At 72.5% G+C, this 20,115-nt stretch carries 17 protein-coding genes and 1 pseudogene; 10 read left to right on the top strand and 8 right to left on the bottom strand.

Translation table 11 applies throughout. The features are described 5' to 3' along the window. The first annotated feature begins 43 nt into the window (after positions 1–43). A complete protein-coding gene (locus C4U03_RS40035) occupies positions 44–2,509 on the top strand; it encodes a hypothetical protein (protein ID WP_235018083.1) in 2,466 nt (821 codons plus the stop codon). Between the two features lie 658 nt (positions 2,510–3,167). Here C4U03_RS40035 and mptB read toward each other — a convergent pair. From mptB to C4U03_RS24030, 3 genes and pseudogenes are all read right to left on the bottom strand, one after another. Further along, positions 3,168–3,569 (bottom strand): annotated as a pseudogene (gene mptB, locus C4U03_RS41995) (polyprenol phosphomannose-dependent alpha 1,6 mannosyltransferase MptB); the annotation flags it as partial. A 497-nt stretch (positions 3,570–4,066) separates the two neighbouring features. Continuing rightward, complete coding sequence (locus C4U03_RS24035; protein ID WP_103940265.1) at positions 4,067–4,828, bottom strand: glycosyltransferase family 2 protein; 762 nt, start codon at positions 4,826–4,828, stop codon at positions 4,067–4,069. 71 nt (positions 4,829–4,899) lie between these two features. Beyond that, complete coding sequence (locus C4U03_RS24030) at positions 4,900–5,235, bottom strand: STAS domain-containing protein (RefSeq protein WP_103940463.1); 336 nt, start codon at positions 5,233–5,235, stop codon at positions 4,900–4,902. 340 nt (positions 5,236–5,575) lie between these two features. Here C4U03_RS24030 and C4U03_RS24025 point away from each other — a divergent pair, with 340 nt between their 5' ends. Next, a complete protein-coding gene (locus tag C4U03_RS24025; protein WP_235018082.1) occupies positions 5,576–5,956 on the top strand; it encodes a hypothetical protein in 381 nt (126 codons plus the stop codon). Positions 5,957–6,142: 186 nt separating this feature from the next. Here C4U03_RS24025 and C4U03_RS24020 read toward each other — a convergent pair whose 3' ends face one another. The 3 genes from C4U03_RS24020 to C4U03_RS24010 form a co-directional block, all read right to left on the bottom strand. Next, positions 6,143–7,261 carry a sensor histidine kinase gene (locus C4U03_RS24020; protein WP_235018081.1) on the bottom strand — a complete coding sequence of 373 codons (1,119 nt, stop codon included), beginning with the start codon at positions 7,259–7,261 and terminating at the stop codon, positions 6,143–6,145. Next, positions 7,258–7,974, bottom strand: a complete 717-nt coding sequence (locus C4U03_RS24015; protein ID WP_268817531.1) for a response regulator transcription factor — start codon at positions 7,972–7,974, stop codon at positions 7,258–7,260. Before C4U03_RS24015 ends, C4U03_RS24020 begins: the two co-directional genes overlap by 4 nt. 103 nt (positions 7,975–8,077) lie before the next feature. Next, positions 8,078–8,941 carry a pentapeptide repeat-containing protein gene (locus C4U03_RS24010; RefSeq protein ID WP_235018080.1) on the bottom strand — a complete coding sequence of 288 codons (864 nt, stop codon included), beginning with the start codon at positions 8,939–8,941 and terminating at the stop codon, positions 8,078–8,080. 434 nt (positions 8,942–9,375) lie between these two features. Here C4U03_RS24010 and C4U03_RS24005 point away from each other — a divergent pair, with 434 nt between their 5' ends. From C4U03_RS24005 to C4U03_RS23995, 3 genes are all read left to right on the top strand, one after another. Beyond that, positions 9,376–9,798 (top strand): hypothetical protein, encoded by a 423-nt coding sequence (locus tag C4U03_RS24005; protein WP_103940259.1) that lies wholly within the window; start codon positions 9,376–9,378, stop codon positions 9,796–9,798. An 842-nt stretch (positions 9,799–10,640) separates the two neighbouring features. Continuing rightward, complete coding sequence (locus tag C4U03_RS24000) at positions 10,641–11,042, top strand: hypothetical protein (RefSeq protein ID WP_146087498.1); 402 nt, start codon at positions 10,641–10,643, stop codon at positions 11,040–11,042. Positions 11,043–11,612: 570 nt separating this feature from the next. Next, entirely contained in the window at positions 11,613–12,317 is a 705-nt protein-coding gene (locus C4U03_RS23995) for a carbon-nitrogen hydrolase family protein (protein ID WP_103940255.1), read from the top strand. 36 nt (positions 12,318–12,353) lie between these two features. Here the strand turns inward: C4U03_RS23995 and C4U03_RS23990 are convergent, their stop codons facing one another. Continuing rightward, the gene (locus C4U03_RS23990) at positions 12,354–14,270 is read right to left on the bottom strand and encodes a hypothetical protein (RefSeq protein ID WP_103940253.1); all 1,917 of its coding nucleotides are present in this window, start codon (positions 14,268–14,270) and stop codon (positions 12,354–12,356) included. Positions 14,271–14,623: 353 nt separating this feature from the next. Between C4U03_RS23990 and C4U03_RS23985 the strand changes: the two genes are divergently transcribed. The 5 genes from C4U03_RS23985 to C4U03_RS23970 all read left to right on the top strand — a co-directional run bounded on the left by C4U03_RS23985 (position 14,624) and on the right by C4U03_RS23970 (position 19,451). Then, on the top strand, positions 14,624–14,866 hold the full coding sequence (locus tag C4U03_RS23985) for a DUF6411 family protein (RefSeq protein WP_103940251.1): 243 nt from the start codon (positions 14,624–14,626) through the stop codon (positions 14,864–14,866). Between the two features lie 112 nt (positions 14,867–14,978). After that, a complete protein-coding gene (locus C4U03_RS23980) occupies positions 14,979–16,229 on the top strand; it encodes a phospholipase D-like domain-containing protein (protein WP_235018079.1) in 1,251 nt (416 codons plus the stop codon). Between the two features lie 205 nt (positions 16,230–16,434). After that, the gene (locus C4U03_RS41220; protein ID WP_200827419.1) at positions 16,435–16,605 is read left to right on the top strand and encodes a hypothetical protein; all 171 of its coding nucleotides are present in this window, start codon (positions 16,435–16,437) and stop codon (positions 16,603–16,605) included. 81 nt (positions 16,606–16,686) lie between these two features. Next, complete coding sequence (locus tag C4U03_RS23975; protein WP_103940249.1) at positions 16,687–18,249, top strand: long-chain-fatty-acid--CoA ligase; 1,563 nt, start codon at positions 16,687–16,689, stop codon at positions 18,247–18,249. A 218-nt stretch (positions 18,250–18,467) separates the two neighbouring features. Further along, positions 18,468–19,451, top strand: a complete 984-nt coding sequence (locus C4U03_RS23970) for a putative protein N(5)-glutamine methyltransferase (protein WP_103940247.1) — start codon at positions 18,468–18,470, stop codon at positions 19,449–19,451. Here the strand turns inward: C4U03_RS23970 and C4U03_RS23965 are convergent. Then, positions 19,382–20,080: a GIDE domain-containing protein gene (locus C4U03_RS23965; RefSeq protein WP_103940245.1), complete on the bottom strand. Its 699-nt coding sequence runs from the start codon at positions 20,078–20,080 to the stop codon at positions 19,382–19,384. The two genes, C4U03_RS23970 and C4U03_RS23965, sit on opposite strands and share 70 nt — an antisense overlap. Between the last annotated feature and the right edge of the window lie 35 nt (positions 20,081–20,115).

The raw sequence follows: 20,115 nt of genomic DNA, 5'->3' as shown, positions 1-20,115 counted from the left end.
AGGTGGCCAGGTGGCGCAGCGGGGGGCGACACCCTTCGGCGGCGTGAGCGCCGCTTTCCTGTCGGTGTTCCCGGTACTCGGCATGGTCCTGCTCATGATCCTCGGCCCCGCGTTCTGGGCACGGCAGTCCGCCCACGCCGACGCGGCCGACGGTTCCCGGGCGAACGGGCGGGTGGCGCTGGTCGGGATTCCGGGCCTGCGCTGGAGCGATGTCAGCGAACACGGCACCCCGACCCTGTGGAGGCTGACGCGGGAGGGGTCCGCCGGGGCGCTGAGCGTCCGGACGACCCGGGTGAACACCTGCCCCGCGGACGGGTGGCTGACCGTGTCCGCCGGTCAGCGGGCCAGGTTCGCCCACGGCGAGTGCGCGCTGGCCCCCGTCCCGTCCGTCTCCGGCGTCTCGGCGAGCGCCCCCGACTGGGCCCAGATCAGGAACGACAACGCGGGCACCTCGTACGAGGCGCAGACCGGACTGCTGGGCGACGCCGTCCACCGGGCCGGCGGGTGCACGATGGCGGTCGGGCCCGGCGCGGTGCTCGGGGCCGCCGACGGCGGCGGGCGGGTGGACGTCTACGCGCCGTCCCCGCGGCAGGTGCCCGCCGGGGGCTGGTCGCGGTGCGCGCTGACGGCGGTGGAGATCGACGACATCCATCGCGCCCACATCAGGACGGGGGTGGACGCCGAGGGCTCCTCGATCCCGATCCGCCGCACGGCCCGGGCGGAGGCGGCCACGGCGGCCGACCGGCAGCTCGCGGCGGTGCTCGGCGCGCTGCCCACCGGCACGACGCTGCTGGTGGCGGGCCTGTCGGACACCGGCGGCGTCCCCCATCTGCACGTCGCGCTGGCCGGCGGCGCCGGGTTCGGCCCCGCCTATCTCACCTCGAACGCCACCCGGCAGCCGGGCATCGTCACGCTGACCGACGTGACGGCGACCACACTGAAGGCCCTGGGCCTGCCGCAGCCGAAGCAGGCCGTCGGGTCGGCCTGGCGGGCCGAGCCGACCGAGGCGACCGTGGCGGACAAGGTCCACGATCTCGACGATGAGGACGTCGCGGCCCAGGCGATCCGCCGGGTGCAGCCGGCCTTCTTCATCGTCCTGTTCGGCGGCCAACTGCTGCTGTACGGCCTGGCGACGGTGGCGCTGCGCCGCCGCTGGGGGACCTCCGACCGCCGAGAAGACCCCCCGAACACGTCCGCCGAGACCGAGGCGTCGCCCGTACAGGGCGCCGAGGAGACCCGGCGCTCCTTGAACGGAGCCGCCGGCTCGGAGGCGTCCAGCATGCTGGACGAGACCGCAGAGGATGGACAGTCCGGCCAGGAGGCGTCCGGCGCACGGCAAGAACGTCCTGTGGACAAGGCCACCGAGGGTGGGCCGTCCGGCCGGGAGGCGTCCGGCACGCGGCCGGGGCGCTCTCCCGATGCGGGCTCCCGGTATGCGGCGCGGCAGCGGATCCTCGCCGGGACGCGGGTGATCGCGCTGGTGGGGGCGGCGACGCCGGTGGCCTCGTTCCTGGCCAACCTGCTGCCGTGGTGGCGGTCGGAGCATCCACTGCCCGCGCTGATCCTCACCGTGGTGGCGTGGATCACCGCCATCACCGCGCTGGCACTGGCCGGGCCGTGGCGGCGGTCGCTGGTCGGCGCCGGGCTGGTCATCGCCGCCATCACCGCGCTGGTGCTCGCCGTGGACGTGATGACCGGCTCGCGGCTCCAACTCAACTCGCTGATGGGGTACACGGCGCTGGTGGCGGGGCGGTTCTACGGGTTCGGCAACCAGGCGTTCGCGCTGTTCGCGGTGGCGGCGCTGCTGACGGCGGCCTGGCTGGCCGAACGCCCGCTGCGGGCGGGCCGCGAGCGGGCCGCGGTGGCCGTGGTCACGGCGATCGCGGTGGCGGCGGTCGCGATCGACGGCTGGCCCTCCTGGGGCAGCGACTTCGGCGGTGTGATCGCGATGGTCCCGGCGTTCGCGGTGCTGGGGCTGCTGATCTCGGGGCGGCGGGTGTCGGCGGTGCGGCTGGGACTGTTCTGCGTCGCCGGGGCGGTGGTGGTGCTGGCGATCGCGTTCGCCGACTCGCTGCGCGCGGACCCGTCCCACCTGGGACGGTTCTGGGACGACCTGGTAGGCGGGGAGGCGGGGGGCGTCATCGCGCGCAAGGCGGGCGCGATGCTGCGCAGCCTGGGCTACTGGCCGTTCACGGTGGCGGTGGTCGCGGCGCTGTGCTTCCTGTTCTTCGTGCTGGCCAAGCCGCTGCAGTGGCGGGCCGCACTGCTGGAGCGGGCCTACCACCGCAGCCGGACGCTGCGGCCCGCGCTGCTGTCGGCGCTGACGCTGGCCATCGCCGGGATGCTGGTGAACGACTCCGGGGTGGTGATCCCGGCGATCGCGTTCAGCCTGGCGATCCCGCTGACGCTGGCGGCGAGTGTCCGGGCGCTGGAACTGGACGAGACCACGGACGGCGGATCGACGTCACCGCCACCCATGCCACGACCCCGGTCAGCAGCCACGGGATGACGTCCGGGCGCAGCACCGTGACCAGCCAGGTCAGGTCGTCCGGCAGGCCGATCAGCCGCGGATCGCGGGCCGGCAGGTAGGCCAGGCTGAGCGCGGCGGTGTGCGCCAGCAGCGCCCAGTCGAACCGTGACCAGGGCAGCAGCACCAGCACCGCCCAGCCGAGCCCGTCGTACCAGGGCAGCGCGTAGGTGGCGGCCAGCAGCCAGGCCAGCACCAGCGCGGCCGCGACCGCCAGACCGTCGGCCACGTCCGGGTCGCGGCCCGGGTCGCGGGGCAGGGCGCGCAGCAGCAGCCAGATCAGGGCGGCCAGCAGCACCAGCGAGCCGATCCGGATCACGATCCGGTGCTGGCCCACGCCCATCGCGGCGTCCAGCAGATGCCAGGGGGTGGCCAGCGAGACCGAGTTGGCGGCCCTTCTGACCTGGTCGAAAGCGTGATCTCCGGCGAGGGAGTAGGCGGCCAGGGCGACCGTGGCGGCCGCCGCGCCCAGCCCGGCGAGCCCGCCGAACCCGCGACGCCGCAGCATCGTCCAGGCGGGCCCGCCGCCCACCAACGCCGCCGGGAACTTGATCGCGGCGGCGGCGCCCGCGAGGGCTCCCGCCGCCAGGGCGCGCGGCAGCGGACGGGACGCGCCGGCGAAGACGCCCAGCGCCCCCACCGCCGCCGCGATCGCCAGAGTGTCGTTGTGGGCGCCCGCGACCAGATGGAGCAGCATCAGCGGGTTGCACGTCCACAGCAACGCCGCGCGCAGCCGTCCCCGCGGAGTACGGCACACGCGGTAGAGGATCCAGCCGGCGAGCACGAACGCCAGCGCGTTGGTGACCGACAGCGCGAACACGGTCAGCCGGACCGAGTCTCCCCCGACCCAGGACGCGAACGCCTCCTGCGCCGTGGCAATTGGCCCGTACACCGAGGGCGCGTGGCGCCACTCCTCGACGGCACCGATGACCGGATCACCGGGCAGGTCGACCGCCCGGGTGCTGTACGGATCGTGACCGGTGACGGCCATCCGCCCGTACGCGGCGTAGTTGAGATGGTCGGACGAGCCGATCGGAGGCATCACCGCGAACGCCGCCGCCACCAGCACCCCGGCGGCCATCAGGCGACGGGCCGAGCAACGCCATCCCCGCTGCACCGCGTACAGGCACAGCCCGAGCCCGGCCGTACCGAGCAGCACCCCACCGGCGATCAACCCGATCACCACATACGGCGAGGCCCCGGCATCCAGTGAATAAGGCGGCTGCCCTGATGCCCCCCGCAGCACCGGCTGCATCACGGACGGCCCGAGCAACGCGGTGAGCAGAAAGCACACCAACCCCGCCCCGACACCCCCCAGCCCCGCCGCCCCGAGCCCGCGAACGCCCCGTCCGACGGACACAGCCCGCCCGGCCTCCCCCGAGCCTGCAGGCTCGACCGGCTCGGCCCATCCAGCACCGTTCGCACCCACCGGCGCGGCCCGTTCGCTCTGCCCGGCCTCGGCCGGGTGGGCGGGTGCGGGCCGTGGGGGCTCGTTCGGGGACGTGCGGCCGGGGTCCGAGGGCATGGGGGTGGGGGAGGTCACCTGCGGCGGTGGGCCAGGCGGGTGGCGATCATCGGCTCGCGGGCGGCCAGCGCGCGGGCGACGTCGCGGAACTGGCGGGCGCGGTGGAGCTGGGCCTTCCAGTCGGTGCCGGTGGCCCGGTGGGCGAGCGGCACCTCGACCTCCAGGACGCGGAAGCCGCACCGCACCAGGTCGATGGTGAGCGCGGTCTCCACGCCGAACCCGGCGGCCAGCGGCAGGCCCGCCTCGAACGCGGCGCGGGTCAGGCAGCGCTGGCCGTTGAGCGGCTGGGTGGCCTCCCAGCCGGTGGCCCGGCGGATGCCGTCCCGCGACAGCCGCACCACGAAGCCGTGCCCGCCGAGCTTGACGGTGGTGGTGAACGTGGCGATGGTCATGTCGGCCTCGCCACGCCGGACCGGCTCGACGAGGGGGACTGCCTCGCGGGCGGTGTCGGCCAGGTCGGCGTCCAGGAACAGCAGGTGGCGGGGCTCCTCGCGGCCCTCGTCCAGGAGCCTGACCGCCTCGGCGCCGCTCTCCATGGCGGCACCCTTGCCCCGGTTGCGGCTGTGCCGCACGACCCGGGCGCCGGCCTCGGCCGCCAGCCGCCCGGTGCTGTCGGACGAGCCGTCGTCCACGACGACGATCAGGTCCACGCCCGGCAGTTCGGCGGCGGCCTTGACGGTGGCCGCGATCCGGTCGCCCTCGTCCTTGGCGGGAATGACGACCGCCACGTCACCGCCCGCCGGCGGCGGGCTGTCCGATCGCTCCTGTGGCTGCATGCAGCCGATCGTAGTGCGCGCCGGACGGGCGTTCCCCCACGTCGGGACGACCGGCGGGGGCGGGGATGCGGTCAGCCGGTGCCCGGCGCGGGCAGCGCGTCGGTGATGGTGAAGACGCCGTCCAGGCCGGTGACCTGGAGGATCCGCCGCACCGCCGGGCGCGGCGCGGCCAGTTCGAACGCGCCGCCCTGCTCCTTGAGCCGTTTCATCGCCGCCAGCAGGACGTTCATCCCCGTGGAGTCGCAGAACTCCACGCCGCTCAGGTCGACCACCACACGGCCGGCCTGGTCGCGCAGCACGGCCGCCAGCGCGGTCTGCAGGCGCGGCGCCGTGTACAGGTCCAGCTCGCCGGTCGCTGTGACGACGGCGTGATCTCCCCGAGACGAGGTCGAGACATTCAGCTCCACGAGCGGCACACTATCCGCTCGCGGAGGCCGCGGCGGTCCTCGGCGATCGGCCTGTTGCCGGGTGCAGGGCCCCGTCTTGCCCACGCTGGGGGATCACCTGGTACGGGGTTGACGCTGCACGGCCGTCCACCCGGTGCACAAGGCCCGGAGATCGGCTCCGCCGTTCCGGGACGCCCGGCCCGGTGAGCCGTGCGCGACCCGGGTGGATCCGCCGCCGCACCCGTCCACGGGGAGGACTATGGGCACCTGTGGGGCATACGCCCCGTTTCGGAACGTTCCCAAGCCCATGAACTGCGGAATTCCCTTCGCGGGCGGACGAGGAGTGCGGGATGCTGTGCGCGTGCAGCAGCGGCTTGGCCATGCGGAGGGCGATCCGCGACAGGCGCGACTTCGCGAGCGTCTGGAGGCGGTCCGGGCACGGTCGGAGAAGTCCACTCCATGGGACTCCTCCAGCCGTTACCTGGCCCGCCTGATCAATCGCGAGGGCTTCGTTCCGATCCACGCGCGGCTGTCCCGCGCCGACCTCACCTTCCTGACCGGCGCACGCGACGAGATGATCGCGTTCGCCGACCTGGCGCTGCGCCTGGTCGAGCTGCACCGGCCCCGGGACGCCGGCGGCATCACCAGCGATCCGACCAACCCGATCCAGCGCTGCCGCGCCTGCATGTGGCGCTGGCCGTGCCCGACCTTCCGCCTCATCGACGAGTCGGTCGGCCGCTGACCCGTCTGGCCGGTCCGATCCACCTACGCGGGGGCCGTGAGCGGCCCGGAACGACGTGGATCACCTCACCGGCGAGTCCTCGGCCGGCCTGCCGCACGTGTGATCACAGGGCCGGGCCGGTCCGCCGGCACGGGCCGGGAGCGGCCCGGGACGACGTGGATCACTGGTGAGGTGCTGATCAGGGGGTCAGGGCGCCAGGGGCAGGCGGATCATGAAGCGGCAGCCGGTTTCGGCGTTGGTGACGCCGATCTTCCCCGCGTGGGCCTCCACGATGCCACGGGCGATGGCCAGGCCCAGCCCGGCCCCGCCGCCTCCCGGGGTGCGGGCCGTCTCGCCCCGGAACGCCACGTCGAACACCCGGGGCAGGTCGTCCTCCGGGATGCCACCGCAGGCGTCGGAGACCGTCACGCAGGCCATGCCGTCCTCGACCCCGCCGACGACCTCGACCGTGCCGTCGCTCGGCGTGTGCCTGATCGCGTTCACCACCAGGTTGCGCAGCGCCCGGCCCAGCTCGGCGGCGTCCACCTCCAGCGGCAGCCCCTCGCGGGCCCGGCCGTTCAGCTGCACGCCCTTGGCCCGCGCGAGCGGCTCGGTCCCCTCGACCGCCTCCGCCACCAGGTCGTCCAGCCCCACCCGGCGGCGGTAGAGCCGCAGCGCCCCGGCATGGATGCGGGACAGCTCGAACAGGTCGTCCACCATGCCGGTCAGCCGGTCGATCTCCTGGCGGATGCGGCCGTGGTAGGCGCGTACGGTCTCCGGGTCGGACACCACCTCGTCCTCAAGCGCCTCGGCCATCGCGCGCATCCCGGCCAGTGGCGTGCGCAGGTCGTGGCTGACCCAGGCCACCAACTCCCGCCGGCTGGCCTCCAGCGCCTGCTCGCGTTCGTGCGCGGCGGCCAGCCGCCCGTACGCGGCGTCCAGCTCCCGCGCCAGCTCGGCCAGCTCGGCGGGCAGCCGGCCCTCGGGCGGGCGGTAGGGGTCGGCGCGCACGGCGTCCACCAGCATCCGGTTGGCGGCCACCAGCCGCCGCCCGAGCAGCACCGACACGCCCATCGCCACCGTCCCGGCGGCGATCACCACGGCCAGCGCCACCGAACGGTCGTGCGCGTCCAGGTACATCATCAGCGTGATCACGACGATCCCGGACACGGTCGCCAGCACGGTCGCCACGCCCACCACGGCGAGCTGGACGGCCATCGACCGGCCGCGCAGCGCGTGCAGCAGCACCAGGCCGACCACCGCGACCACGGCGGCGGCGACGGCCGCGTACCAGGCCACCCACAGCAGATCCGCGAACGGGATCACGAGTCCGCGCTCCCCGGCTCGTAGCGGTAGCCCACGCCCCACACCGTCACGATCCGGTGCGGCACGGTCGGGTCCCTCTCGATCTTCTCCCGCAGCCTGCGCACGTGGACGGTGACGGTGGAGGAGTCCCCGAACGACCAGCCCCAGACCTGTTCGAGCAGCTCGCCGCGGGTGAACGCGCGCCGCGGATGCCGCATCAGGAACGCCAGCAGGTCGAACTCCCGGGCGGTCAGGGCGAGCCGCCGCCCCCCGAGGAACGCCTCATGGGCGCCGGTGTCCACGACCAGTTCCCCGTCGCCCAGCCGGGCCGGCCCCCGACCGGCCGGGGCGAGCCCCCCGTGCGCCCGTCGCAGCACCGACCTGACCCGCAGCGCCAGCTCACGGGGGCTGAACGGCTTGGTCACGTAGTCGTCGGCGCCGGTCTCCAGCCCCGCCAGCCGGTCGGTCTCCTCGCCCAGCGCGGTGAGCATGACGATCGGCACCGCCGAGTTCTCCCGCAGCCGCCGGCAGATCTCCAGCCCGCTGACGCCCGGCAGCATCAGGTCGAGGACGACCAGGTCGGGCGGTTGGGCACGGACACTGGCCAGCGCCTCGTGCCCGTCGGCCACGCATCTCACCTCGTGCCCGTCCCGGACGAGATACCGCATGACCACCTCGGCCACGGTCGGATCGTCGTCGACGACCAGGATCCGCCCGGTGATCTCCTCGTTCACCCTCACACCGTAGGCGCGCGGGTTTCCTGCGGGCGAGCCCCGACGGCACCACGTAAGCGACCGTTAACGAACGAGGGCGCCCATGGCCCTGTCCTCCGGCTTCCTAGGGCTTGCTGCCGGCCGCTTTGCGGGCGGGGCGCCAGTGGGCGGGGTGGACCAGCGTACGGGGCAGCCTGGTGGCGGCATCGCCCTTGGCCGCGTTGAGCTGGGCCTGGGTGAGGAAGATGCTCCCGGTGAGATCGGCGCCGCTCAGGTCGGCGCCCCGCAGGTCGGCGCCGATGAGGTCGGCCGTTCTCAGGTCGGCGTTCGTGAGGTCGGCCGCGATGAGGTAGGCCCCGCGAAGGTTGGCGCCCCGCAGGTCGGCGCCGCTGAGCCTGGCCCCGATGAGGTCGGCTCCCCGGTGGTTCCTCCTGCGGCCCGGGATCTTGGCCCGCACCAGTTCACTGGCGCGCAGCAGCAGGGCGTTGGCGTCGGCGCGCAGTGCCGCCACGTCCAGCTCCACGAGTGTTTCGGGGGTGCCGTGGGTGAGGCGGTCGATGTCGTCGCGCACCCGGCGCAGGTCGGCGTGGACGGGACGGGCCGGCGGCAGCGCCAGCGCTTCGGCCAGGTACCACAGCAGCTCGTGGAGCTGCCGCATGACGGGGAACACCTCGAACATCCGCGACGCGGTGTGCGGGTTCCGCCGCCAGTCCCGCCCGCCGAAGGTGATCTGGGAGACCTGCTGCCCCGCGCCGAAGCAGTCGAAAACGGCACAGCCGGGGAAGCCCCGCTCGCGCAGGTGCGCGTGGATGCCGCAGCCGAAGTCGGCCCGCAGGTTCGCGCACGGCTGCCCGGCGGCCTTGTCGGCCGCGAAGTCGGCGGAGGCGGCGAAGGGCAGCGCGACGCAGCAGAGCCCGAAACAGTTCGCGCAGTCGGCCCGCAGACCGGAACGGTCCGGGCCGGTGGGGGTCTCCCCCTCGCGAGGCAACGTGTGATCTCCTGCCGCAGGTGAGCGCCGCTCTCCGCAGCGCCGTGGACGAGACTCCATTGTCCCGCACCCGTTCGGTGAACCGGCCGGCCGGCCGCCTGCCGGGGGCCGAGGCCCTGCGGGGCGAGCCGCTTGCGGGGCCGCCCGGCCGGCGCCTCCAGGCGCCCGCCGAATTCCGGGGGTACGGCGAAAACCGGACGGTCACCTCACGAATTTCGCATACGGCGGCATGCGGACGCCCCATACTTCGGGAATCCCGGAAAGGGCGCGTTCCGCACTTCTTTCGCGGCATGCGCCAGCGGACGGCAATGCTCTCGCCAAATATGCGATTCCGCCGTCTCGCCCACCCGCCGGTCATGAGGCGGCGTGTTATCCCTGGTGCACTGCGTCTCGCAGGAAAAGAGCGCTCCCAACAAAGAGCTCAGGAGGCTCAGATGATGAAACGACTGATCACGGTCGGTCTCGCATCGATCGCTCTCGGCGGTGCGCTGGCGGCGGCGCCGCCCGCCATGGCGGCCGACCGCGGCGGCCGCAACACCGCCGTCCCGGTCATCGCGGACAGGTACGCCAGGCACCATGACTGCACGACCGGGGGTGGGCACAGCAGGTGCTACGACGGCTACCCCGGGGGCTACAGCCACGCTGGGGGCCAGGGCGGCTACGGCGGCTACGGCGGCTACGGTCGGGGCTACGACGGCTATGGCCGCCACGGGAGCTATGGGGGCCACGGGCACCACGGCCGCTCGCACAGGCACCCTGACTCCTGGCACACCTACCCCGGCCACTGGCACTGGTACAGGCACCACCGCAGTCCCTGGCACTCGTACCACCGCCACGTGCACTACGACTACCGCTGACGGCATCCCGGCATTCCGACAAATCGGCACGGGGCAGCGCCGGCCCGCGCTCATGACGGCCGTTGAGGAACGACCTGGCCGGGGTCAGCGCTAACGAGCCGTTGGCGGTGCGGCCTTCGGGCCGATGTGGCGGCCGGTGACGCGGACCTCGTTCACCACCGCCGCCGACACGGTCGACAATGCGGGTGGCCCCAGGTCCGCGCGGCCACCCGCGGCCGTGTCGCCGCACCGGAGCCCAGGAGCCCCTCCGCCTCATCCGGTACGCCCCGCCAACGGTGCCGGATCACCGAGTGCCATCCGGGTGCGGTCGGCGCGGCAGGCCACGGCACGGTTCCCGGACACCGCTGACAGGCGGTTGCGCGACCAGGACGACATGCCGGAAAGACTTCCCGGCGACACCACGCCCCTCGGGTCGCCGTTCCCCCTCGCCGGACCGGGCGATGCCCTCGTAAGGCCGGTGGTCCCCGCCCCCACCGCGGCCATCCCGCCGACGCGGATCCGTACCGTCGGCCTCATCCGCCCGCCGGGCCGGCGGGCGCTCCGCCATGCCCGGCGGCCGGTGACCGGCACCGCATCAAACGGGCATTCCAGACCGGTCCGACCATTACCGGATTCACGTGACGTGCCCGGCCAACGGTCATATTCCAGGCTGCACCGAAAATGCACATTCCGCACTTCTCGAACATCGGACAGTCCACCAAAGGCAGACAGACGGCAATGACCGGTCCAAATGCCCAGGCTTTACCCTCCGAAGACTGCAGGAGTTACCGGGAAGCGTGTTATCCCTGAAGTGCTGCACCACGCAGACAAAAGCACTCCGAGAAATGAAGCAGGAGGCTCAGATGATCAAACGACTGGCTATGGTCGGCATCGCGTCCGTTGCCATGGGTGGCGTTCTGATGGCGACGCCGAACGCCATGGCGGCACCGAACACCGGCTCCAGCGCCACCGTCTCGGCGGCTGCGGGTGAGCAGGGCGTGGGCCTCGGCGGCTGGCGTCACCACCACAGGCAGCACGGTTCCAACAAGAACCGCAACGTCAACGTCAACGAGAACTTCAACTTCAACCGGCAGCACCACCACCACATGCACCACGACCGCCGGTTCCATCACCACCACGACCGGCACTTCCGGCACCACAACCACTTCGACCGGCACTTCCGGCACCACCACGACCGGCACCACCACCGGATGCACCACCACCACCGCCCCACTACGGGGACCGTCGGTGGCGGTGTCTGGTAAGGCTGGAGAGCCCGGCGGATATCGCTGATCCTCGTTCACCCGGCCGTCGCGGCACGACCGACCCACGGTCGGCGGTGACAAACCGTCGGGCGAACCGATCCTCAGCGGATGTCAACTGGTGAAGTGGAACCGAGTGGCGGACCGGCCGGGTGCGGCCGGTGAACCGGCCGCACCGTGGGTTCGCCGTCCCCGGCGGAGACCGGAAATCCATTCCGGTCTCCGCCGGGGACGGACCGTCCAACCACTGCGGCCACCGACACTTCCCATGGCGCAGTGACCTCAGAATAACACGGCCGGAGGCGGCTCTGAAAGCACGCTGATAACACGGCCGTCAAGGTGCGGAGAAACTGATCTTCTGCCCTGATTGAATAGCCTTGCGCGCTCCGGCACCGCCGGAGCTCGACCATGCCCGCCGGTATTCAAAGGGCGTCTGCCCACAGGAAAAGGGCTCGTATTCAGGGCAGGTTCCGGGTTTCGTCCGGCGATCCGCCGGGAAATACGGCAGGCCGGCGAGGGCCTTGAACGGGTGACCGGCCTCCCTGGATGATCAGGTCCGAGGGGGTGGTACCCATGCGTGAACCGCTCACGATCGCGGTAGCCCAGCCGTTGTGCGTGTCCTACGACGTCGTGGCCAATGCGGCCACACACGCGCAGACCGTTCGCTCCGCCGGCACTCGGGTGGTGGTCTTCCCCGAGATGTCGCTGACCGGGTACGAACTGGACGCCCCGGCGATCACGGCCGAGGATCCGCGGCTGGCGCCCATCGTCGACGCCTGCGCCGAGACGGGGTCGCTGGCGCTGGTGGGCGCGCCGGTACAGGGCGAGCAGGGACGGCCGTACATCGCGATACTGGCCGTCGAAGGCACCGGGGCCACCGTCGCCTACCGCAAGATGTGGCTGGGCGCGGCCGAGGCCGAACGGTTCGCCCCGGGCGGCAAGCCGTCCGTACTCGACGTCGACGGCCACCGGCTCGGCCTTGCCATCTGCAAGGACACCGGCATCGCCCAGCACGCCTCCGACACCGCCGCCCTGGGCATCGACGGCTACGTGGCCGGCGTCCTGGAGCACGTTGAGGACGCGCACGTCCCGGCCGAGCGCGCCCACCGCATCATCACCAGCCACCAGGTCTGGGTCGCGGTGGCGAGCTTCGCCGGCTCCACCGGCGGCGGCTACGACCAGGCCGCCGGCCGTTCGGCCATCTGGACACCCGACGGGAACGCGATCGCCCAGGCGGGCCCGGAGGTCGGCGCCATCGCACACGCCACCCTCCGCTGAACACGAAAAGCCCGCCGAACCTCGGCGGACGCCGCGCTAGTCGCGTTTGACGACCCCCGTCAGCCCGGCGACGACGGCGGTGGTGAGCACCCAGCCGGCCGCGATGAGTGCCCAGGACCAGTACGTGGCCGCGCCGTGGGGCTGCCAGGCCTTCTGCTGGCCCAGGTCGATGATGGGCAGCAGGACGTCCAGCGTGTAGGCGGCGGCGTGGAAGGCGGGGCCGTTCGGGTCGGCGCGGGTCATGTGGCGCGGGTGCGCCTGGGCGAACACCCAGGTCCCCATAGCGAGCAGCCCGGCCAGCCACACGGCGGCGAGCCGGGTGCGGTAGCCGTAGCCGACGGTCAGGTACAGCAGCCAGTTGGCCAGTTTGCCGGCGGGGCCGAGCACCGTGCGCCGGTGCCATTGCTTGGCGATCGCCACCTGACGGGCGGCCTCTTCCCGTCCGGCCCGCCGGTAGGCGGAGGCGAGCTGGTCGTAGACGCGGGGGGTGTAGCCGCCGGGTTGGCGGCTCAGCCGGCGCAGCCGCTCACGCACGTCGGCCCCGTCGTTGGCGAGGGTGTCGTAGACGAACCCCCGGAGGCGGATCGTGGCGGGCCAGGTCGCCAGGTCGTCTTCGAAGACGCCGACCCGGGCGTCGGTGAGGTTCACGATCCCGTCCGGCGGCCGGCTCGGCAGCAGGAGCAGCGCGGCGGCGGTCGCGGCCCCCAGGTCCAGGGCCTGATGGCCGGGGTTGGACAGCCGGGCCCCGGTCAGCTCGACCTGGCCGCCGACGACGGCGCCGGACAACTGGACCTGGCCCTCGGCGGTGAAGCCGTTCCGGCACAGCAGATCACCGTCGACGCGGAGCCGCACGGCGTACAGGGCGCGGCCACCGGGATTGGACAGCCGGGCGCCTTCGAAGTCGCAGACACCGCCGATCCGGGCGCCGATGAGGTGGACCTCCCCCTCGGCGGTGAACCCGTCCCGGCAGAACAGCGACTGGCCGACAGTGATCGCATTGGCCTGCAGCGCCTGCCCGCCGGGATGGGACAGGGCCGCCGCGTCGAACCGGATCCGGCCGTTGACCTGGGCGCCGGCCAGGCAGGTCTCCCCGTCGGCGGTGAAGCCGTCATGGCAGAGCAGATCCCGGTCGACGATGAGGCCGTATCCGTTCAGCGCCTGCCCGCCCGGAGCGGACAGTGCGGCTCCCGACAGGTCGAGGTGGGGGAGGCGGGCGCCGGCCAGGCTGAGCCTGCCTTCGGCGCGGAACCCGTCCGAGCAGAGCATGTGGTCTCCCACGCTGATGCCGTTGGCCTGCAACGCGGTCCCGCCGGGGTTGGACAGCCGGGCCCCGTTCAGGTCGAGCCGGCCGTCGATGCGGGCGCCGAGCAGGCGTACCTCGCCGTCGGCGGTGAAGCCGTCCCGGCCGAACACGCCCTGGCCAGCGGTGAGCCGGTCGGCGTTCAACGCCCGCCCGCCGGGGTCGGACAGCCGGGCTCCGCTGAGGGAGAGCTTGCCTCCGATGCGGGCGCCGAGGAGATCGACCGTCCCGTACGCGGTGAAGCCGTCGTTGAGCTCCAGGTTGCCGGTGGTGTGCAACTGCTGGGCGGACAGGCCCGGCAGATGGCAGCCGGGCAGGCGGATCGTCGGGGCGGTGGCCTCGTCGAGGCGGACCGGTTCCTCCAGGTGGCAGCCGTCCAGCAGCAGCGGGCGGACGATGGCGCACGCCTCCAGGTCGAGCCGGCCGGTGATGCGGGCGCCGCGGATCCTGACCGGCCGCGGACGCCCGTCGTCCGGCTCCGCGGTGAGCAGCTCGACCAGCAGTTCGGCGCGCACGGTGCGGGTGGCGTCCCAGGCGGCGCCGTGCGCCGGATCGTCCTGCCCGGGGTCGCCGGCGCGCAGATCGACCGGCGTCCCGGCCAGCACCGCCGCCACGATGCGACGCTCGCACTCGTCCGGCTCCCCAACGGTCATGACGGGTCCTCCCGACGCATCGATCATCAGGAGTGTGCCGAGTCGTCGCCTCGGGGGGAAAGCCCCCGTACCGCCCGCGCCGGGGCGCCGCCATCGGCCGGGTGACCAAAGTCCCTTTTTCCGGTGACACCCCCATAGCCGCTTCGGCGTGCTTCCCAGTGCTCTGTCTCTGTCGTCATCGCTGGTCAGGACGTACGTGAACCGCCCCGCCGTGTCCTGTGACCGGCGCCTCCCACGCCAGGCCGCCCGGCCGTCCGATCCTCGGAACGCGCACGTGGCACCGCATGAGTGCATGGCTTGCAAAGGCAGGGGTAAACGAGGGTCGGACTTCGGTAAAGATAAGGAGTTTTCTCATGGCCATCGCAGGTGTCATCGCGTTGTGCGCGGTACTGCTCGTCCTGGCGTTCCTGCTGCCGCGACTCTCGCGTCACCCGCAGCGCGGTGCGCAGCGCGCGTTCGGGGCAGGGTCGCGGGCAGGAGGGTCGGCGCCCGGCGGTCTCGGGCGGCTGCTGAGCAAGCCGTTCCGGAACTCGTCGCGGGCCGTGGGCCGCAGCGGACGGGCCGGACGCCGCGCCCGTGGCCGGCTCCCCTTCTGACGGAACGCCGGCCCACCCCGGTCACCGGGCGGCGTCCCGTCCGACGACGGACGCACGGCCGCCGTGGCCTGGGCATCACCTGACCCGGACCCCGACGGAGACAGGAAGACCAGTGCCCCCCTTTGTCCCTGGCCCTCGCTGCGGCTCCCCGGCCGACGCCGCACTGGCCGACGCCGCACCCGCCGACGAGGCCCCCGCCGCGCAGGCGGAGCCGGACGAGCAGCGAATACGCCGCCGCCTGGAGCGGCTGATCGGGATCGCGGCGACCGAGGGAAACACGCTGCTCCCGCTGCGCAACGGCGACGAGATCTTTCCGGCCATGCTGGAGAGCATCCGCTCCGCCGAACGCACCATCGACATGATGACCTACGTGTACTGGCGCGGCGACATCGCCCGCCGGTTCGCCGCCGCGCTGTGCGAGCGCGCCAAGGCGGGGGTGCGCGTACGGCTGCTGCTGGACGGCATCGGCTGCCACCCGATCGAGCACGACCTGCTGGACGACATGAGCGAGTCCGGCGTCACGGTGGCCTGGTTCCGCAAGCCCCTGCTGCTGTCGCCGTTCAAGCAGAACCACCGCTGCCACCGCAAGGTCCTGGTGGTGGACGAGACCGTCGCCTATACCGGCGGGGTCGGCATCGCCGAGGAATGGTGCGGTGACGCCCGCAACGAGCACGAATGGCGGGACACCCACGTCCAGGTCCGCGGGCCCGCGGTGGACGGCATCGCCGCCGCGTTCGCCCAGGGCTGGGCCGAGTGCCACGACGAGCTCTTCGACGACCGGGACCGCTTCACCCCGCACGAGTCCGCCGGGGACGCGGTCGTGCAGGTGGTCCGCGGCTCGGCCAGCATCGGCTGGCAGGACATGCAGACCCTGATGCGGGTCGTCCTGGAGTCGGCGCAGCATCGGGTACGGCTGGCCACGGCCTACTTCGCGCCCGACGACTACTTCACCGAGCTGCTGGGGAGCACCGCCCGGCGCGGGGTGGAGGTCGACATCCTGCTGCCCGGTCCGCACGCCGACAAGCGGGTCAGCCTGCTGGCCGGGCGGCAGCACTACGACCGGCTGCTGGCCGACGGGGTACGGGTCTGGGAGTACCAGCCGACCATGATGCACGCCAAGATCCTGACCATGGACGGCATCGTGTCGCTGGTCGGCTCCACCAACTTCAACCGGCGTTCGATGGACCACGACGAGGAGATCATGCTCGCCGTCATCGACCGGGAGCTCACCGCCACCCTCGACGGCCACTTCGAGAAGGACTTCGCCGTCAGCGAGCGGATCGCCCCGGGGCGCTGGAGGAGGCGTTCGCACCTGCACCGCGCCAAGGAGCTTTCCGTCACGCCCATCCGCAGGTTCCTGTAGAGCCGCCCGGGTGGCCGGCGGGTCCGGCATCGTCCGCCGCCGAGATGATCGGCGCGTGCTTCGTGGGCGCCGTACGTCCGGCGCCACAACGGCCTTGACCCGTCCGTAGCCCGCACCGGACGTACGGTGACGGGCTGCAGGGGACCACGGCCAGATCGTCCCCCAGGGGGATGCCGCCTGATCGGGAGCGGCGTACCGTGGCGGCATGGGTGGATTGTTGCTGAAGGTCGCGGGAATCGTGCTCGCCATCTGGCTGATCGCCTCGGTGGCCGGCGCGATCCTGTCGACGGTGAAGTTCTTCTTCATGATCGCCCTGCTGGGGGCGGTGGTGGTCCTGGTCGTCACGCTGCTGGCGAAGTCGTCCACAAGGAGATGATCAAGGGGCTTGTGCGCGGGTGCCCGCTGGCGCAGGATGTGCACACCATCCGCCGGACCCGGGCGAAGGGGACCCCCACCCATGAAGGCTCTGACCGACGTACTGCGGGAACGCGCACAGGCCACCCCGGAAAAGATCGCCTACTACTACGGTGATCGCGAGATCACCTACCGTGAGTTCGACGAACGGGTCGATCGTGTGGCGACCGCGCTGCACGCCGCCGGGGTCGGGCCCGGCGACCGCGTCGCCATCCTCGACAAGAACTCCATCGAGTACGTGGAGCAGATGTTCGGCGCGGCCCGGATCGGCGCCGTCCAGGTGCCGGTCAACTACCGGCTGGCCCCGCCCGAGGTCGCCTACATCGTCAACAACGCCCGCGCCAAGGTGTTCATCGTCGGCCCCGAGTTCACCGGCGTGCTGGACACCGTGGCCGGCGACCTGGAGCACACGACCCACCTGGTGGTGATCGACGGGGAGGGCACGGCCGCGCCCCGGCTGGACTACGCCGACTGGATCGGTTCCCACGAGCCCACCCCGCCCCAACACGAGGCGGCCACCTCCGACGTGTTCGTGCAGTTGTACTCCTCGGGCACCACCGGGCGGCCCAAGGGGGTCATGCTCACCCACGACAACTTCCTGGCGATCCTGCCCCGCACCCGCGAGGCGTGGGACATGGACGAGCACACCCGGCTGATGATCGCGATGCCGATGTACCACATCGCCGGCAACGCGCTCAGCGTCGCCGTGGTGTTCGACGGCATCACCGGGGTCGTCTCCCGCGAGCCCGACCCGCTCGGCATCGCCCGCGACATCGAGCGGCGCCGGGTCACCCACCTGTTCCTGGTGCCGGTGCTGCTGCTGTTCTGGCAGAGCATGCCGGAGGTCGCCGAGTGCGACCTGTCCAGCCTGCAGGTGCTGCTGTACGGGGCGTCCCCGATCAGCCAGGAGGTGTTGCGCGGCGCTCTGAAGCTGCTGCCGCACACCGCGTTCCACCAGGTGTACGGCCTCACCGAGACCACCGGCGCGATCACCGCGCTGCCGCCGGAGGACCACGACCCGGACGGGCCGAACGTGCACCGGCTGGCCAGCGCGGGCCTGCCCAACGAGGGCACCGAGATCAAGATCGCCGACCCGGCCACCCTGGAGGAGGTGCCCACCGGGCAGGTCGGCGAGATCCTGGTGCGGTCCCCGCAGAACATGCTGGGCTACTGGGGCCTGCCCGAGGCCACCCAGGCGGCGCTGCTGGACGGCGGCTGGTTCCGCACCGGCGACGCCGGCTACCTGGACGCCGACGGCTACCTCTACATCCACGACCGGGTCAAGGACATGATCATCTCCGGCGGGGAGAACATCTACCCGGCCGAGGTGGAGAACGTCCTGATGAGCCATCCCGAGGTGGCCGACTGCGCGGTCATCGGCGTGCCCAGTGACCGCTGGGGGGAGACCCCCAAGGCCGTCGTGGTCAAAACCGGCGAGGTCACCGAGCAGCAGCTCATCGACTACTGCCGCGAACGGCTGGCCCACTTCAAGTGCCCCACCTCGGTCGACTTCACCGACGCCATCCCCCGCAACCCCACCGGCAAGGTCCTCAAGCGCGAACTCCGCGAGCCCTACTGGGAGGGCCAGGACCGCGCCGTCCACTGATCCGTCGAACCGCCGCGCCCCGCCCGGCCGGGGCGCGGCAGCCGGTCACAGTGCGTACGCCGACGCCCGGTCCGGTAGGGTTGCCGTTCCCAGCAGTGGACGACCGAGGAGGTGAGACCCGTCAACGCCAGATCAGACCGGGTGCTCCCCTCCCACGGCCGTACGGTCCGCCCGACATAGCGGCCGGGGAGCGCCCAACGGCATCCCGAAGGGCTCGCATGTCAGTTCTCCCGTCACCGGCCTCCCACTCCGCCATCGTCACCAGGCTCCGGGCCGCCGGCTGCGTCTTCGCCGAGGACGAGGCGCGACTGCTCATCCGGACGGCGCGCACGCCGGCCGACCTCGACGCCATGGTGGACCGGCGGGTCGCCAGCCTGCCCCTCGAACACGTCCTGGGCTGGGCGGAGTTCTGCGGCCTGCGCATAGCCGTGGACTCCGGCGTCTTCGTCCCTCGCCGCCGCACCGAGTTCCTCATCCACCAGGCCACCGCCCTCGCCCACCAGGCCACCGCCCCCACCGGCCAAGGCACCGCTCCCACCGGACAGGCCACCGCCCCCACCGGGCAGGGCGTCGTTCGTGACGGCCGGGCCGTCGGTTCGGGCGGTCAGGGGTCGGGCTCGGACCGGGAACGGGTCGTCGTCGATCTGTGCTGTGGTTCGGGGGCGTTGGGCGTGGCGCTGGCGGCGGCGCTGGGCCGGGTCGAGTTGCACGCCGCCGACATCGACCCCGTGGCGGTGCGGTGCGCCCGTCACAACGTCGCGGCCGTCGGCGGCCAGGTGTACGAAGGCGACCTCTACGAGCCGTTGCCCACCGCGCTACGGGGCCGCATCGACATCCTGGTCGCCAACGTGCCCTACGTCCCCACCGAGGCGGTCGGGCTGCTGCCCCCGGAGGCCCGCGTGCACGAAGCGCGGGTGGCGCTCGACGGGGGCGCGGACGGGCTCGATGTCCTGCGGCGGGTGGCCGCCGAGGCGCCGCGGTGGCTGACACCGGGCGGCCACCTGCTGTTCGAGACGAGCGAGCGCCAGGTGCCGCAGGCCGTCGCCGCCATCGCCGGCGGCGGACTGGCCCCGCGGGTAGTCGTCTCCGACGAATTGGACGCCACCGTCGTCATCGCGACCAGGCCGGCGGCTCAGTCCCCGTTGGACTCGATGACCGCCACCACCCCGGCCAGGACGACCAACAGCGCGCCCACGACGTAGCCGACCAGCATCAACGCCAGCGCCCGCCGCCGCAACTGCTTCTCCGATCGGGTGCTGAGGATGTAGGGGTCCGATTCGTCGCCGTGCCCGCCGGGCGCCCGCATGACCAGCCGCCTGCCGTCGAACATCGCCGTGCCCCGCGCGTACAGCGCACTGCCGACCGGCAGCGTCCACTCCTCGTAGTGGTACTCCTTGTCCTGGTCGGGGCTCCAGGCGGGCGTCGGCAGCGCGCCCCCGTTGCCGGGGGACACCTTCGCGTCGAAGCTCTTGACCGTCCCGTCGATGTTCTTCCCCTCGGGGAAGACCTCGATGGCGCCGGTGCCGTCCCAGACCTCGAAGGGCGCTTCGGAGTCCTCCTTGTGGAACTCGTTGTCGCTGCCCGTCCGGTGCTTGGCGGTGGCCCGCACCCGGTACCAGACGCAGGGCGTCCCGGAGAACGGGGCGGTGAGCATCGGGCCTGCGGGCCCCCGTACCGTCCCGGTCACCTCGCACTTGGCCGAGAAGGGCGCCTGCACGGTCAGTTGGGCGCAGGTGAGGGTGACCGTGCGGAGCATCGCGGTGTACTGCATCCGCCCCACCCAGCCGACCGCCAGGAAAACCGCCGCGAAAATGGCCACCAGGATGTACATGAAGCCCTCACCTCCGCCGGAGAACAACTCCGACC

Origin of the sequence: Thermomonospora echinospora (genome assembly GCF_900108175.1) — a bacterium.
Taxonomy (GTDB): Bacteria; Actinomycetota; Actinomycetes; order Streptosporangiales; family Streptosporangiaceae; genus Thermomonospora; species Thermomonospora echinospora.
The sequence above is the reverse complement of the archived record's forward strand: the minus strand, read 5'-3'. Positions and strand labels throughout refer to the sequence as shown.

Excerpts from the sequence above, each read along its gene's own strand:
- C4U03_RS24035 (WP_103940265.1), bottom strand. The coding sequence starts at position 4,828 with ATGCAGCCACAGGAGCGATCGGACAGCCCGCCGCCGGCGGGCGGTGAC.
- C4U03_RS24005 (WP_103940259.1), top strand. The coding sequence starts at position 9,376 with ATGATGAAACGACTGATCACGGTCGGTCTCGCATCGATCGCTCTCGGC.
- C4U03_RS24000 (WP_146087498.1), top strand. The coding sequence starts at position 10,641 with ATGATCAAACGACTGGCTATGGTCGGCATCGCGTCCGTTGCCATGGGT.
- C4U03_RS23995 (WP_103940255.1), top strand. The coding sequence starts at position 11,613 with ATGCGTGAACCGCTCACGATCGCGGTAGCCCAGCCGTTGTGCGTGTCC.
- C4U03_RS23990 (WP_103940253.1), bottom strand. The coding sequence starts at position 14,270 with ATGACCGTTGGGGAGCCGGACGAGTGCGAGCGTCGCATCGTGGCGGCG.
- C4U03_RS23985 (WP_103940251.1), top strand. The coding sequence starts at position 14,624 with ATGGCCATCGCAGGTGTCATCGCGTTGTGCGCGGTACTGCTCGTCCTG.
- C4U03_RS41220 (WP_200827419.1), top strand. The coding sequence starts at position 16,435 with ATGGGTGGATTGTTGCTGAAGGTCGCGGGAATCGTGCTCGCCATCTGG.
- C4U03_RS23975 (WP_103940249.1), top strand. The coding sequence starts at position 16,687 with ATGAAGGCTCTGACCGACGTACTGCGGGAACGCGCACAGGCCACCCCG.
- C4U03_RS23970 (WP_103940247.1), top strand. The coding sequence starts at position 18,468 with ATGTCAGTTCTCCCGTCACCGGCCTCCCACTCCGCCATCGTCACCAGG.
- C4U03_RS23965 (WP_103940245.1), bottom strand. The coding sequence starts at position 20,080 with ATGTACATCCTGGTGGCCATTTTCGCGGCGGTTTTCCTGGCGGTCGGC.